At 70.3% G+C, this 13008-nt stretch carries 12 protein-coding genes; 6 read left to right on the forward strand and 6 right to left on the reverse strand.

What is annotated here, in order from left to right; genetic code table 11:
* Window positions 1-137 precede the first annotated feature (137 nt).
* The 4 genes from ACZ7GJ_RS09005 to ACZ7GJ_RS09020 form a co-directional block, all read right to left on the reverse strand.
* Window positions 138-842: a VC0807 family protein gene (locus tag ACZ7GJ_RS09005; protein ID WP_470750476.1), complete on the reverse strand. Its 705-nt coding sequence runs from the start codon at window positions 840-842 to the stop codon at window positions 138-140.
* Window positions 843-979: 137 nt separating this feature from the next.
* Window positions 980-1573, reverse strand: coding sequence for a TetR/AcrR family transcriptional regulator (locus ACZ7GJ_RS09010; RefSeq protein WP_470750477.1), 594 nt, complete (start codon window positions 1571-1573; stop codon window positions 980-982).
* A 21-nt stretch (window positions 1574-1594) separates the two neighbouring features.
* Window positions 1595-2626: an aldo/keto reductase gene (locus tag ACZ7GJ_RS09015; protein WP_470750478.1), complete on the reverse strand. Its 1032-nt coding sequence runs from the start codon at window positions 2624-2626 to the stop codon at window positions 1595-1597.
* A 58-nt stretch (window positions 2627-2684) separates the two neighbouring features.
* Window positions 2685-3029 carry a DoxX family protein gene (locus ACZ7GJ_RS09020; protein ID WP_470750479.1) on the reverse strand — a complete coding sequence of 115 codons (345 nt, stop codon included), beginning with the start codon at window positions 3027-3029 and terminating at the stop codon, window positions 2685-2687.
* Window positions 3030-3119: 90 nt separating this feature from the next.
* Between ACZ7GJ_RS09020 and ACZ7GJ_RS09025 the strand changes: the two genes are divergently transcribed.
* Both ACZ7GJ_RS09025 and ACZ7GJ_RS09030 read left to right on the forward strand, forming a co-directional pair.
* A complete protein-coding gene (locus ACZ7GJ_RS09025) occupies window positions 3120-3575 on the forward strand; it encodes a MarR family winged helix-turn-helix transcriptional regulator (RefSeq protein ID WP_470750480.1) in 456 nt (151 codons plus the stop codon).
* Window positions 3576-3637: 62 nt separating this feature from the next.
* Window positions 3638-3937 (forward strand): DUF7489 domain-containing protein, encoded by a 300-nt coding sequence (locus tag ACZ7GJ_RS09030; protein WP_470750481.1) that lies wholly within the window; start codon window positions 3638-3640, stop codon window positions 3935-3937.
* Here ACZ7GJ_RS09030 and ACZ7GJ_RS09035 read toward each other — a convergent pair.
* Entirely contained in the window at window positions 3900-5354 is a 1455-nt protein-coding gene (locus ACZ7GJ_RS09035) for an MFS transporter (RefSeq protein WP_470750482.1), read from the reverse strand. The two genes, ACZ7GJ_RS09030 and ACZ7GJ_RS09035, sit on opposite strands and share 38 nt — an antisense overlap.
* A gap of 64 nt (window positions 5355-5418) precedes the next feature.
* On the opposite strand from ACZ7GJ_RS09035, the gene dusB reads away from it, so the two are divergent.
* From dusB to ACZ7GJ_RS09050, 3 genes are all read left to right on the forward strand, one after another.
* The gene (dusB, locus tag ACZ7GJ_RS09040; protein ID WP_470750483.1) at window positions 5419-6561 is read left to right on the forward strand and encodes a tRNA dihydrouridine synthase DusB; all 1143 of its coding nucleotides are present in this window, start codon (window positions 5419-5421) and stop codon (window positions 6559-6561) included.
* 375 nt (window positions 6562-6936) lie between these two features.
* Window positions 6937-9645, forward strand: a complete 2709-nt coding sequence (gene ppdK / locus ACZ7GJ_RS09045; protein ID WP_470750484.1) for a pyruvate, phosphate dikinase — start codon at window positions 6937-6939, stop codon at window positions 9643-9645.
* 395 nt (window positions 9646-10040) lie between these two features.
* Window positions 10041-11087: an ArsR/SmtB family transcription factor gene (locus tag ACZ7GJ_RS09050; protein WP_470750485.1), complete on the forward strand. Its 1047-nt coding sequence runs from the start codon at window positions 10041-10043 to the stop codon at window positions 11085-11087.
* 48 nt (window positions 11088-11135) lie between these two features.
* Here the strand turns inward: ACZ7GJ_RS09050 and ACZ7GJ_RS09055 are convergent, their stop codons facing one another.
* Window positions 11136-12296 carry an alkaline phosphatase PhoX gene (locus tag ACZ7GJ_RS09055; RefSeq protein ID WP_470750486.1) on the reverse strand — a complete coding sequence of 387 codons (1161 nt, stop codon included), beginning with the start codon at window positions 12294-12296 and terminating at the stop codon, window positions 11136-11138.
* A gap of 209 nt (window positions 12297-12505) precedes the next feature.
* Here ACZ7GJ_RS09055 and ACZ7GJ_RS09060 point away from each other — a divergent pair, with 209 nt between their 5' ends.
* Window positions 12506-12967 carry a group III truncated hemoglobin gene (locus ACZ7GJ_RS09060; RefSeq protein ID WP_470750487.1) on the forward strand — a complete coding sequence of 154 codons (462 nt, stop codon included), beginning with the start codon at window positions 12506-12508 and terminating at the stop codon, window positions 12965-12967.
* Window positions 12968-13008: the final 41 nt, after the last annotated feature.

Genomic DNA, 13008 nt, shown 5'->3' on the forward strand with positions numbered 1-13008 from the left:
GGGCTTTCTTTCTGGAACAAAACCAAACCCCCCCTTGGCCATTGCTTTGTGCTGTGTGCGAGGACCCACAAAAAAAACCCTCGGCCCCCCCCCCCCCCCCCCCCCCCCCCCACCGGTCTTTCGCGAGCCGGCCCGGATCAGGCGGCCGCCGCCTCGCCCGAGGCGGCGGCGGCAGCGCGGCGCTCGCCCTCGGCCTGGGAGCGCTTGCCGTACATCGCGGTCCAGACGCCCAGGGCGCCCAGCACGCTGTAGATCATGACCGGGCTGAGCGTCACCATGGTCTTGGTGTCCAGGGCGTACGCCAACGCGATGCGGACCAGCGCCTCGATGACGTAGGCCACGCCCCACACCAGGGTCATGGTGCGCATGGTGGTGCGAAAGCCCTCGTACTGCCACAGGCCGTTCCACCACGCGGTGCTCTCCGGGGTGCCGTCGGTGGCGAACTTGCGGCCGAAGTAGAACATCAGCGGGCGCGCCGCGGCGAGCGTGGCCAGGCAGAGCAGCCCGAACAGCCCCGTCACGGCGGAGTCCTTGATCAGCAGGGCCCGGGCCGAGTGGGCTCCGACGAGCGAGACGACGGCCGTGATCACGATGAACACGAGGGCCACCACGGCGAATTCGTCGAGCTTGCGCCGCCAGGCCAGGCTGATGGCGCTGTCGAGCACCGGCCAGGCGCTGCTGAGGAGCAGGGCCGAGAACTCGCTCCAGCCGTGGTCGTCGACGAGCGTGTTGTACGTGATGATCGGCGCGACCACGTTGAGCCCGATGGTCAGGATCCAGCCGAGGGCGGTAGCGGCTCCGGAACGGGCGGGAGGTTCGGGTCGTGCTACTTGGGCGGACAAGGTTCCCCCTGGAACGTGCCTGATGAGTGCGGTAGGGGGACCGTAAGGAGGTTGTCATGGCGACTACAAGCAGGGCGCGCCCAAAATGATCACCAAGCCTACCGGAACAGCAAGTTCCGGACAATTCGGAGCCTGCGTCAGGCGCGCAGGCCGCGGATCACCAGTGAGGTGACCGCCTCGAACTCCGCGGCGATGGTCGGCGAGACCCAGTCGGCCGCGTACTGCGGGTCATGGAAGCGGCCGGTGGCGTCGAAGACCGCCCGGGCGGCGGCCGGCACGTCGGCCGCGCTGAGGGAGCCCGCCGCGACCCCCTCGGCGATGATCCGGGCCAACTGGTCGATCAGCTCGCCCAGGTGGCGGTCCACCACGCCGCTGTTCTCGGCGAGCAGCACCGTGTACGTCGCGAACAGCTCGGGGTCGTCGCCCGCCTTGTGGCGCTTGGCCTCGAAGAGCGCCTCCAGCCACGCCTCCAGCTTGGAGGGAGCCGTCTTGGCGGGAGCCGAGGCGATCTCCTCCAGCATGACGACGCTCTTGGCGAGCCAGCGGTCGGTGACGGCCTCGCGCAGCGCCGCCTTCGACGGGTAGTGCCGGTACACGCTGCCGTGGCTGACGCCCAGCGCGCGCGCCACGTCCACCACGGTCGCCTTGGTGGGGCCGAAGCGGCGCAGCACCTCCTCGGTGGTTTCGAGGATGCGCTCGGGGGTCAGGGGTTCGGCAGCAGCAGGGGCCATGTGGATGACCGTACCGCCAGCTCAGTGCTCGCTGTCGAGGTGGGCCATCTGCGCCGCCGGGTACCGCTCGCCGGCCGCCGCTCCCGCGGGGACCGCGGCCTCGATGGCGGCGAGGTCGGCCGCCGTCAGCTCCATGTCCATGGCACCCAGTGCCTCGGTGAGCCGGTCGCGACGGCGGGCACCGACCAGCGGGACGATGTCCTCGCCGCGCGAGAGCACCCAGGCGATGGCGGTCTGGGCGACGCTCACGCCCTTGTCCTCGGCGACCTTGCGCAGCGCCTCGACGAGGTCGAGGTTCCGGCTGAGGTTCTCGCCCTGGAAGCGCGGGCTCATCCCGCGGAAGTCGCCCGGCGCCAGCGTGCGCTCGCGGCTGAAGTGCCCGCTGATCAGGCCGCGGGAGAGCACCCCGTACGCCGTGACGCCTATGCCCAGCTCGCGGGCGGTCGGCAGGATCTCCGCCTCGATACCGCGCGAGATCAGCGAGTACTCGATCTGGAGGTCCGAGATCGGGGCCACCGCGGCGGCCCGGCGCAGGGTGTCCGCGCCGACCTCGGAGAGGCCGATGTGTCGCACATGCCCGGCCTGGACGGCCTCGGCGATGGCGCCGACGGTCTCCTCGATCGGAACGTCCGGGTCGACGCGGGCGATGCGGTAGATGTCGATGTGGTCCCGGCCGAGCCGCTGGAGGGAGTAGGCCAGGAAGTTCCTGACGGCCTCGGGCCGGCCGTCATAGCCGGTGAAGCCGCCCTCCACCGTGCGCAGCGCGCCGAACTTCACGCTGGTCAGCGCCTTGTCGCGGGCCGCGGCTGGCGCGGTGCGCAGTGCTTCGTTGATCAGCAGCTCGTTGTGGCCCATGCCGTAGAAGTCGCCGGTGTCGAGGAGCGTGACCCCGGCGTCCAGGGCGGCGTGGATGGTCGCGAGGGACTCGGCCCGGTCGGCCTCGCCGTACAGCGCGGACATGCCCATGCAGCCCAGCCCCAGCGGGAAGACGGAGGGACCGGTGAGGCCGAGGCGGCGGGTGGTGCTGGCGTAGGTGCTCTGGTTCGTCGTCATGGAAAGAGAATGGCATGACGAGTGACAGATTTCAATATCTGTCACTCGTCAGCGTGAATCACGCTGCCACGCGCAACGCCAGGGCGGCCGCCGCGACCAGCGCGAGGACGGCCGCCGGGGCGAGCTCGAAGTCGCGTACGCGCAGGTGGCTGGCGACCGCGCCGATGAAGTAGAGGGTCACGCCGATGGCGGCGGCCGTGCCCAGTGGGGCCACCCACAGGCCCGCGACCAGGCCCACGGCGCCCGCGGCCTTGAGGGTGGCCAGTCGCGGCAGCCAGGAGTCGGGCACGCCGACCTTCTGCATGCTCGCCACGATCGCCTGGTTGCGCTGGAGCGTGAAGGTCGCGGAGGCGGCGAGGGTCAGGGCGAGCAGGCCGGCGACGACGGCGTAGGCAATGAACATGACAGTCTCCAACGGTCGGTGATGTGAAACCATTGAATACCATCAACGATTGACTGATCGCAATCATTCCTCGATTGATACGATGTGTGCATGACGGCGCCTCAGGACTCCTCGCACCCGCCGCAGCGGCTGGGCCTGCTGCTGGCCTGGCACGGCTCGGTCACACAGACCCGGATGAAGAAGGCGCTCAGCGCGGCCGGGCTCACCCCGCGCCATGCGATGACGCTGATGCACCTGGAGGACGGCCCCATCGGCCAGCGGGCGCTCGCCGAGCGGCTGGAGGTGGACCCGAGCGTGCTCGTCGGGATCCTCAACGACCTGGAGCGCGACGGACTGGCCGACCGCCGCCGCGACCCCGCCGACCGCCGCCGGCACAACGTGGCCATCACCGACGCCGGGTCCGCCGCCCTCGGCAAGACCAACGCGGCGCTGGACGCGGTGGAGCTCGGGCTGTTCTCCGCCCTCTCCGACCAGGAGCAGGGCGTACTGCGCGGGCTCCTGGCGCGCATCGACACGCACGCCGACGACTTCGACTGCCAGGAGTAGCGGCCCGCCCCCGCCGCGGGGGTACCGCTCCCGGCCCCCCGGCGGGAGAATCGACCCCGGGGGTGGCTGCCGTGTGGATCCTGTTCTGGGTGGCGTGCGCGTGGATCACATTCGCCCTGGTCGCGACCGTTGCGGGCCACGCCAGCCGCGAGACGGCCAGGGCCTACGAGGGCGTGGTCGTCGGCCGCACCGCGACGAACGTCCAGCTCACCGTCGGCAGCCGCACCGATCTGTGGCTCCACGTCCGTGACGACACCGGCGCCAAGACCTCGTGCCTGGTGGACGGCCGCACCTGGGCCGCCTTCGAGGTCGGCGACCGGATCGTCAAGCGCGCGGGGGTGCGCTGGCCGGTGAAGGGCTGAGGGCGGGCTCAGGCTCCAGGGCGGCGGCCGTGCGCAGGGCCGTCCCGCGCGCCCACCGGCCGCTGGTGACGGCGCCCACGACCAGGACGAGCAGCCCGCAGCCGGTGATGATCCACCAGGCGGGCCGGGCCGCATCCACGAAGTCGCCGCCGCCCGCGGTGCCGGCCGCCAGGACGGCGCCGATCACCGCGACGCCCAGCGTCCCGCCGGTCTGGCGGCTGGTGGAGGCCACGGCCGCCGCGACCCCCGCCTGGGAGCGGGGCATCCCGGAGACCGCGGTGTTGGTGATCGGGGCGTTGACCATCCCGAAGCCCAGGCCGAAGAGCACGTACCCCGCGAACATCAGGGGCGTGGAGGTCTCCGCCGAGAACGCCGCGAACAGCAGCCCGCTCGCCGCCATCGCCGCCCCCGCGACCAGCAGCGGCAGCATCGGCCCCCGGCTCCCCACCAGGCGCCCCGACAGCGGGGCGCACAGGCCGGTCAGCGCCGCCATCGGCAGCATGTAGAGCCCGGCGTGCAGGGCGCTCAGCCCCCGTACGTCCTGGAGGTAGAGGGTGTTCAGGAACAGGAACCCGGACAGCGCGGCGAAGCCGCTCACCGCGATCACCGTGGCCCCGCTGAAGGGGGCGCTGCGGAAGAACCGCGGGTCGATCAGGGGCTGCGCCCGCCGGGGCTCGTAGCGCAGCAGCCCGGCCAGGGAGGCCGCGGCGGCCACGGCGCACCCCAGGATCAGCGGGGAGTCCCAGCCGGCCGCCGGGGCCTCGATGATCCCGTACGTCACCGAGCCGAGCAGCACCATGACCAGCAGCTGTCCCACCGGATCCGGCCGGCGGGGGCGGTCGGCCCGGGACTCGGGGACGTAGCGCAGGGTCAGCACGAGGGCGGCGAGGCCGACGGGGAGGTTGACCCAGAAGATCGACCGCCAGCCCACCGAGTCCACCAGCAGCCCGCCGATCAGCGGGCCGGCGGCCATGGAGATGCCGACCACCGCACCCCAGACCCCGATGGCGCGGGCGCGCTCGCGGGGGTCGGTGAAGGTGTTGGTGATGATCGACATGGCGACGGGGTTGAGCATCGAGCCGCCCACCGCCTGGAGCATCCGGAAGGCGATCAGCCACTCCAGGCTCGGGGCCAGCGAGCAGAGCAGCGAGCCGGCGGTGAAGAGCACGAGGCCCACGCCGAAGACCTTGCGGCGCCCGATCCGGTCCGCCGTGGAACCCGCCAGCATCAGCAGCGAGGCCAGGACCAGCGTGTACGCGTCGATCGTCCACTGCATCCCGGCGACGGAGGCGTTCAGCTCGCGGCGCATGGAGGGGAGGGCGACGTTCAGGACGGTGTTGTCGAGGCTGACGATGAGCAGGCTCATACAGCAGATCGCCAGTACGAGCATGCGCCGCCGGTGGCTCAAGTCGTGCATGAGGCCGATAGTACGCCTAACTAAAGAAATACGTGGAGGGGCGCGGCTGAGCCACAATGGGGGAATGACCACGCTCCCCCCGCCTCTCGCGATCGGCCCGCACACCGTGCAGCCCCCGGTGGTGCTCGCGCCCATGGCCGGCATCACCAATGCCCCGTTCCGTACCCTGTGCCGCGAGTTCTCGGGCGGCAAGGGGCTGTTCGTGAGCGAGATGATCACGACCCGCGCCCTGGTCGAGCGCAACGAGAAGACCATGCAGCTGATCCACTTCGACGAGGCCGAGAAGCCCCGCTCGATCCAGCTGTACGGAGTCGACCCCGCGACGGTCGGCAAGGCGGTCCGCATGATCGTCGAGGAGGACCGCGCCGACCACATCGACCTCAACTTCGGCTGCCCGGTCCCCAAGGTCACGCGCAAGGGCGGCGGCTCCGCGCTCCCGTACAAGCGCAACCTGCTGCGCGCGATCCTGCGCGAGGCCGTCGCCGGGGCCGGCGACCTGCCGGTGACGATGAAGATGCGCAAGGGCATCAACGACGACCACCTCACCTACCTCGACGCCGGCCGGATCGCCGTCGAGGAGGGCGTCACCGCCATAGCCCTGCACGGCCGCACCACCGCCCAGCACTACGGCGGCACTGCCGACTGGGACGCCATCGCGCGGCTCAAGGAGCACGTGCCGGAGATCCCGGTGCTCGGCAACGGCGACATCTGGTGCGCGGAGGACGCGCTGCGCATGGTCCGCGAGACGGGCTGCGACGGCGTGGTCGTGGGGCGAGGCTGCCTGGGGCGGCCGTGGCTGTTCAACGACCTGGTGGCGGCCTTCGAGGGGCGCCCCGAGGACTTCCACAAGCCGACGCTGCGCGAGGTCGCGGTGACCATGCACCGGCACGCCGAGCTGCTGGGCCAGTGGATCGGCGACGAGGCGCGCGGGGTGATCGACTTCCGTAAGCACGTGGCCTGGTACCTCAAGGGCTTCGCGGTGGGTTCGGAGATGCGCCAGAAGCTGGCCGTCACCTCCTCCCTGGCCGAGTTGGACGCTCATTTGAGCGAGCTCGACCTGGACCAGTCCTGGCCCGAGAGCGCGGACGGCCCGCGCGGTCGAACGTCCGGAAACAACCGGGTCGTCCTGCCTGAGGGCTGGTTGAAGGACCCCTACGACTGTGCGGGCGTGAGTGAGGATGCCGAACTCGACACGTCCGGCGGCTGAGAATTCGGCGGCAAAACGTGCCATCGGCGGCGTGACATACGCCACGCATGGGTGGGGTTGCGCTCAGATGAGCGCGAAAATCACGGGTAAGACTTTCAAAGGGTGGCACCCAGTGCCACCCTTTCTGTGTTCAAGACTTGAACGCAAATGTATCGATGATCGCTCATCCGAGCGGATTCAAGCCTCAGGAGCCCCCTCATCCTTCGGGACCTGAAGGCTCTTCGTATGTTCGGGCTACCCATCAGTTACTTTCGATCTGGTGGCGCACGAGTGGTTACAGCCGCATGACGACCAAGTGGACGTACCCATAAGCCTTTGATCTGGGTATGTTCCTGGCCGTCAGGGCAGCCACCGAGCCTCGAGGAGTCGAGACCCGTGTCGGAAAACAAAGATCAGAAGTTCGTCTACGACTTCACCGAGGGCAACCGCGACCTCAAGGACCTTCTCGGCGGCAAGGGAGCCAACCTCGCCGAGATGACCAACCTGGGTCTGCCGGTCCCTCCCGGCTTCACCATCACCACCGAGGCCTGCAAGGTCTACCTCGAGAGCGGCACGGCCCCCGCCGAGCTCCGCGAAGAGGTCAGCGCGCACCTTGCCGCCCTTGAGGCCAAGATGGGCAAGAAGCTCGGCCAGTCGGACGACCCGCTGCTGGTCTCGGTCCGCTCCGGCGCCAAGTTCTCGATGCCCGGCATGATGGACACCGTCCTCAACATCGGCCTCTCCGACGAGTCCGTGACCGGCCTCGCCTCCCAGGCCGGTGACGAGCGCTTCGCGTGGGACTCCTACCGCCGCCTCATCCAGATGTTCGGCAAGACCGTCCTCGGCGTCGAGGGCGAGCTCTTCGAGGACGCCCTCGACGAGGCCAAGGCCGCCAAGAAGGTCACCGTCGACACCGACCTCGACGCCGCGGACCTGAAGAAGCTGGTCAAGCACTTCAAGAAGATCGTGGCGAAGGAAGCCGGCCGCGAGTTCCCGCAGGACGCCCGCGAGCAGATGGACCTCGCCGTCGAGGCGGTCTTCAACTCGTGGAACACCGACCGCGCCAAGCTCTACCGCCGCCAGGAGCGCATCCCGAGCGACCTGGGCACCGCCGTCAACATCTGCTCCATGGTCTTCGGCAACCTCGGCCCCGACTCCGGCACCGGCGTAGCCTTCACCCGCGACCCCGCCAGCGGCCACGCGGGCGTCTACGGCGACTACCTCCAGAACGCCCAGGGCGAGGACGTCGTCGCGGGCATCCGCAACACCGTCCCGCTCGCGGACCTGGAGGCCATCGACAAGGCCTCGTACGACCAGCTCATGACGATCATGACGACGCTGGAGACCCACTACAAGGATCTCTGCGACATCGAGTTCACCATCGAGCGCGGCCAGCTGTGGATGCTCCAGACCCGCGTCGGCAAGCGCACCGCCGGCGCCGCCTTCCGCATCGCCACCCAGCTCGTGGACCAGGGCCTGATCGACGAGGCCGAGGCCCTCCAGCGCGTCAGCGGCCACCAGCTGGCGCAGCTGATGTTCCCGCGCTTCGACGAGGACGCGAAGACCGAGCTGCTGGGCCGCGGCATCGCCGCCTCCCCGGGCGCTGCGGTCGGCAAGGCCGTCTTCGACTCCTACACGGCCGTCAAGTGGTCCCGCTCCGGCGAGAAGGTCATCCTGATCCGCCGTGAGACCAACCCGGACGACCTGGACGGCATGATCGCCTCCGAGGGCATCCTGACCTCGCGCGGCGGCAAGACCTCGCACGCCGCCGTCGTTGCCCGCGGCATGGGCAAGACCTGTGTCTGCGGCGCCGAGGAGCTCGACGTCGACACCAAGCGCCGCCGCATGACGGTCGGCGAGACGGTCATCGAAGAGGGCGACGTCGTCTCCATCGACGGCTCCACCGGCAAGGTCTACCTCGGTGAGGTACCCGTCGTACCGTCCCCGGTCGTCGAGTACTTCGAGGGCCGCATGCACGCCGGCGCCGACGACGCCGACGAGCTCGTCGCCGCCGTGCACCGGATCATGGCGTACGCGGACCGCGTCCGCCGCCTGCGGGTGCGCGCCAACGCGGACAACGCCGAGGACGCGCTGCGCGCCCGCCGCTTCGGCGCCCAGGGCATCGGCCTGTGCCGCACCGAGCACATGTTCCTCGGTGAGCGCCGCGAGATGGTCGAGCGCCTGATCCTCGCCGACACCGATGGTGAGCGCGACGAGGCACTCAGCGCCCTGCTGCCGCTGCAGAAGAAGGACTTCATCGAGCTGTTCGAGGCGATGGACGGCCTGCCCGTCACCGTCCGCCTGCTCGACCCGCCGCTGCACGAGTTCCTGCCCGACATCACCGAGCTGTCGGTGCGCGTCGCCCTCGCCGAGTCCCGCAAGGACGCCAACGAGAACGACCTGCGCCTGCTCCAGGCCGTGCACAAGCTGCACGAGCAGAACCCGATGCTGGGTCTGCGCGGCGTCCGCCTCGGTCTGGTCATCCCCGGCCTGTTCGCCATGCAGGTACGGGCGATCGCCGAGGCCGCGGCCGAGCGCAAGAACGCCAAGGGCGACCCGCGCGTCGAGATCATGGTCCCGCTCGTGGGCACCGTCCAGGAGCTGGAGATCGTCCGCGAGGAGGCCGACGCGATCATCGCCGAGGTCGAGGCCGCCACGGGCACCAGCCTCAAGCTGACGGTCGGCACGATGATCGAGCTGCCGCGCGCCGCGCTGACCGCCGGCCAGATCGCCGAGGCCGCGCAGTTCTTCTCCTTCGGTACGAACGACCTGACCCAGACGGTGTGGGGCTTCTCCCGCGACGACGTCGAGGCCAGCTTCTTCACCGCGTACCTGGAGAAGGGCATCTTCGGGGTCTCGCCCTTCGAGACCATCGACAGGGACGGCGTCGGCTCGCTGGTCCGCTCCGCGGTCCAGGCCGGCCGGGCCACCCGCCCCGACCTCAAGCTCGGCGTCTGCGGCGAGCACGGTGGCGACCCCGAGTCCGTCCACTTCTTCCACGAGGTGGGCCTCGACTACGTCTCCTGCTCGCCCTTCCGGATTCCGGTAGCGCGCCTGGAGGCGGGCCGCGCGGCCGCCGACGCGAAGGGCAGCGACAGCCGCTGACCCCGATCCCCGGCCCCGTTCGACGGGCCCAGTAGACCGCGGCTGCCCCCGGGTTCCCTGACCCCCGAGGGCAGCCGCGCCTATTTCTTTTTCGTTCAACGAATCTTTACGGCAGCAGGCGGTGGACGGATCCCCACCCGTCCACCGCCTGCCGCCAATCCACCGGGCACGTCGGCGCTTCCCGGTGCGACCGACCGCCAGGCCCCGCAAAGCCCCCCACGGCCTTCACGGAGCGTTTCGGTCGCACTGGAGTGTGCCCGGCGGAGTACAGGATTTCGGTTGTCACGCCCTCGCCGAAAGGGGTTTCAACTGTGGCCGAAAGGGCGTGGTGACGTCGTGTGACGGCATGCATACTCATGGGGCGGGGGGATTGCGGTTGCACAGGTGGGGGTTCGGTGCTGCGTATCCATTTCACTGGAGTGGACCTGGCACGCGTACGGATGGCAGGGCGTCCCGATGCGTTGTGGGAAACGATTCTTAGTTTTCACCGTTTAAGAGACCGGCGCGATGCCCGGTTGTTCGGTGAATGGCGTACCGAAACCCGGAGCAGGTTGAATGGTGAAACACGTCTGCTCGGTACGCTCATACCGAGTCGCGGCTATTTCCCCGATTTCCTGACCCCCGTGGAGGGTCAGTACGGATGGGACGTGGGCCTCGACGCGCTGCGCGGGATCCGTCCCGAGCGGATGCGCCGCGAGCTCGCGCTCGTCGGCGCGGGCGCCGGGCCGGGGGCCGGAGTCGGCTTCGAGGCGGCCTTCGGGGCCCCGCCGCCGAGCAGGCTGCGCGAGTTCATGGACGGCGGCACCAAGCACCTGCCCCGGCTGCTGAGCGAGCTGCGCGGCTACCACCGCGCGGCCGTGGAGCCGTACTGGACCCACATCCAGGCCCAGATCGAGGCCGAGCGGGCCGCACGCGGCCGCGCCCTGCTCGACGGGGGAGCGGACGAACTGCTGGCCTCGCTGCCGCCGATGCTGCGCTGGCGGGCCCCGGTGCTGGAGTGCGACTACCCCGTGGACCGTGACGTGCGGCTGCGGGGGCGCGGGCTGCTGCTCCAGCCGTCGTTCTTCTGCCGGCGCACCGCGGTGACCCTGCACGACCCGGAGCTGCCGCCGGTACTGGTCTACCCGGCCGCCGCCCAGCTGGCCTCGGCGCCGGGCTCCGCCGGGGGCGAGGCCGCCCGGCCCGTGGAGGAACAGCGCCAGCGCACCCTGGGCAAGCTCGTCGGGCACACCCGCTCGGTGGTGCTGCGGGCCATCGGCGACGGCGCCACCACCAGCGAACTGGCCCGCCGCGCCGGGGTCTCGCTGGCCTCCGCGAGCCAGCACGCCTGCGTGATGCGCGAGGCCGGCCTGGTCACCACCCTGCGCCGGGGCAACGCCGTGCTGCACACGGTGACCCCGCTCGGGGCCGCGCTGCTCAAGGGCGGCGCCGTGGCCTCGTAGGACGTGGGCAGCCCCCGGCCCATGGTCGGGGGCTGCCCAGGGCGCCCGTCAGGTGCGGAACGGGCCCGTCACCTCGTAGGTGATGCCCGCCGACGAACTGCCGCTCGTACCGCGCTGGCTGGAGAAGTAGAGCCGGTTGCCGGCCGGCGAGAAGGCCGGGCCGGTGATCTCGGAGGAGGACTGGCCGGTGATCCGCAGGAACGGGGCGACCACGTCGTCCGGGGTGATCACGCAGATCTCCATGTTGCCGCCGTCCTCGGCGACGTACAGGTCCCCGTACGAGGACCCGGTGACGTTGTCCACACCGGTCAGCGGGGCTCCGCCGCCGGGCACGAGCGAGTCGTCGTAGGCCAGCTCGTAGGTGCTGTTCGCGAGGTTCAGCTGCCAGACCCGGTTGTCGCCCTTGGTGGTGAACCAGACCGTGTCGTTGGCGTAGTGGCAGCCCTCGCCGCCGTTGAACTTCTTCGAGCCGGAGACCTGGCTGCGGGTCGCGGTCGGGGAGCCGTCCGGGTCCGGGACGTTCTGCCAGGTGAAGGAGCCGGAGGTGCCCGTTCCGGCCATGAGGACCTGGAGGGTGCCGGACGAGAGGTTGCCCCAGGTGGTGGGGATGAACCGGTAGAAGCAGCCGCTGGTCTCGTCCTCGGTGAGGTAGACCACCTGGCGCACCGGGTCGGCGGCGGCCGCCTCGTGCTTGAAGCGGCCCATCGCCGGGCGCTGCACGGCCGCGTTCACGCCGTACGGGTCGGTCTCGTAGACGTAGCCGAGGCTGACCTCCTCACAGGACAGCCAGGTGTTCCAGGGGGTCTTGCCGCCGGCGCAGTTCTGGCGGGTGTTGGAGAGGATCCGGTACGCGCCGGTGATGGTGCCCGAGGAATTGAATTTCACCGCGCTGGCGCCGCCCGAGGGGTTTATCTCGGAGTTCGACACGTAGATCCAGCCGGTGCCGTCGGCGAAACACGCACCGCCGTCGGGAGCGCTGTGCCAGGTGTAGGAGGTGCCGCTGACGGTCTGGCTCGACCGGGCGATCACCCGGCTGGTGAAGCCGGAGGGCAGCATGATGCCGTTCGCGTCCGCGGCGCCGAGCGCCCCGTAGGGGCCGGGTCCGGGCTGGGCGGGGGCGGCGTAGGCGGCCCCGTGCATCAGGGTTCCGCCGAAGGCGGCGGCCGACGAACCGATCACTGCGCCGCGCAGGAAGGTACGACGTTCCACGGTCACTCCTGGGGAGGGGAGGGCCCCGCGCCCGGTCGGACGCGGAGTCGCACGCGTCGAGGAACCTAGGAGGCTTGAGTTGACGTGACTCCAACTCCTCATGACGCGGGAGCGACCGGCTCGGGGTCAATGGGCCGAGCCGCACATGTGACCTACTGCGGGACTTTCTCCCCTGGGGAGGCCCCGGGTGGGGAAGGAATGGTGGATTGATGAACCACTTCGCCGCCGAAGCCGATATCTCCGGCCGCGCCGACCTCGACGTCGTGCTGCGCCGCTTCTACACGGCCGCCTTCGCAGACCAGCGGATCGGGCCCTTCTTCACCGAGATCGCCGGTACCGACCTGGAGGTGCACCTCCCCCGGATCACCGACTTCTGGGAGCGGGCCCTCTTCCGCAGCGCCGACTACCGCCGCAACGCCTTCGCCCCGCACGCCGCGGTGAACTCCGCGCGGGCGATGACCGCCGAGGACTTCGGGCGCTGGGTGCAGCTGTGGCGCGCCACGATCGACGGCCTGCACCGGGGGCCGAACGCCGAGCGGGCCAAGGCGCAGGGCGAGCGGATCGCCCTGACCCTGCACAAGCGCCTCGCCGGCGCGGACGCCCCGCTGGAGGGCGAGGACAACCTCGGCTTCATCCCGCTGGCCGCGCTGGAACTCCGTACAGTGGTCTGACCTGCGGTTTCGATGAATCTCAAAAAAAGTGGACGGGGAGC

The organism is Streptomyces sp. NPDC037242 (genome assembly GCF_055604165.1).

What these genes read in the sequence shown, in the direction of transcription:
- ACZ7GJ_RS09010 (WP_470750477.1), bottom strand. Translation starts at nt 1,573, where the DNA reads ATGGCCCCTGCTGCTGCCGAACCCCTGACCCCCGAGCGCATCCTCGAA.
- ACZ7GJ_RS09020 (WP_470750479.1), bottom strand. Translation starts at nt 3,029, where the DNA reads ATGTTCATTGCCTACGCCGTCGTCGCCGGCCTGCTCGCCCTGACCCTC.
- ACZ7GJ_RS09015 (WP_470750478.1), bottom strand. Translation starts at nt 2,626, where the DNA reads ATGACGACGAACCAGAGCACCTACGCCAGCACCACCCGCCGCCTCGGC.
- dusB (WP_470750483.1), top strand. Translation starts at nt 5,419, where the DNA reads ATGACCACGCTCCCCCCGCCTCTCGCGATCGGCCCGCACACCGTGCAG.
- ACZ7GJ_RS09025 (WP_470750480.1), top strand. Translation starts at nt 3,120, where the DNA reads ATGACGGCGCCTCAGGACTCCTCGCACCCGCCGCAGCGGCTGGGCCTG.
- ACZ7GJ_RS09035 (WP_470750482.1), bottom strand. Translation starts at nt 5,354, where the DNA reads ATGCACGACTTGAGCCACCGGCGGCGCATGCTCGTACTGGCGATCTGC.
- ACZ7GJ_RS09060 (WP_470750487.1), top strand. Translation starts at nt 12,506, where the DNA reads ATGAACCACTTCGCCGCCGAAGCCGATATCTCCGGCCGCGCCGACCTC.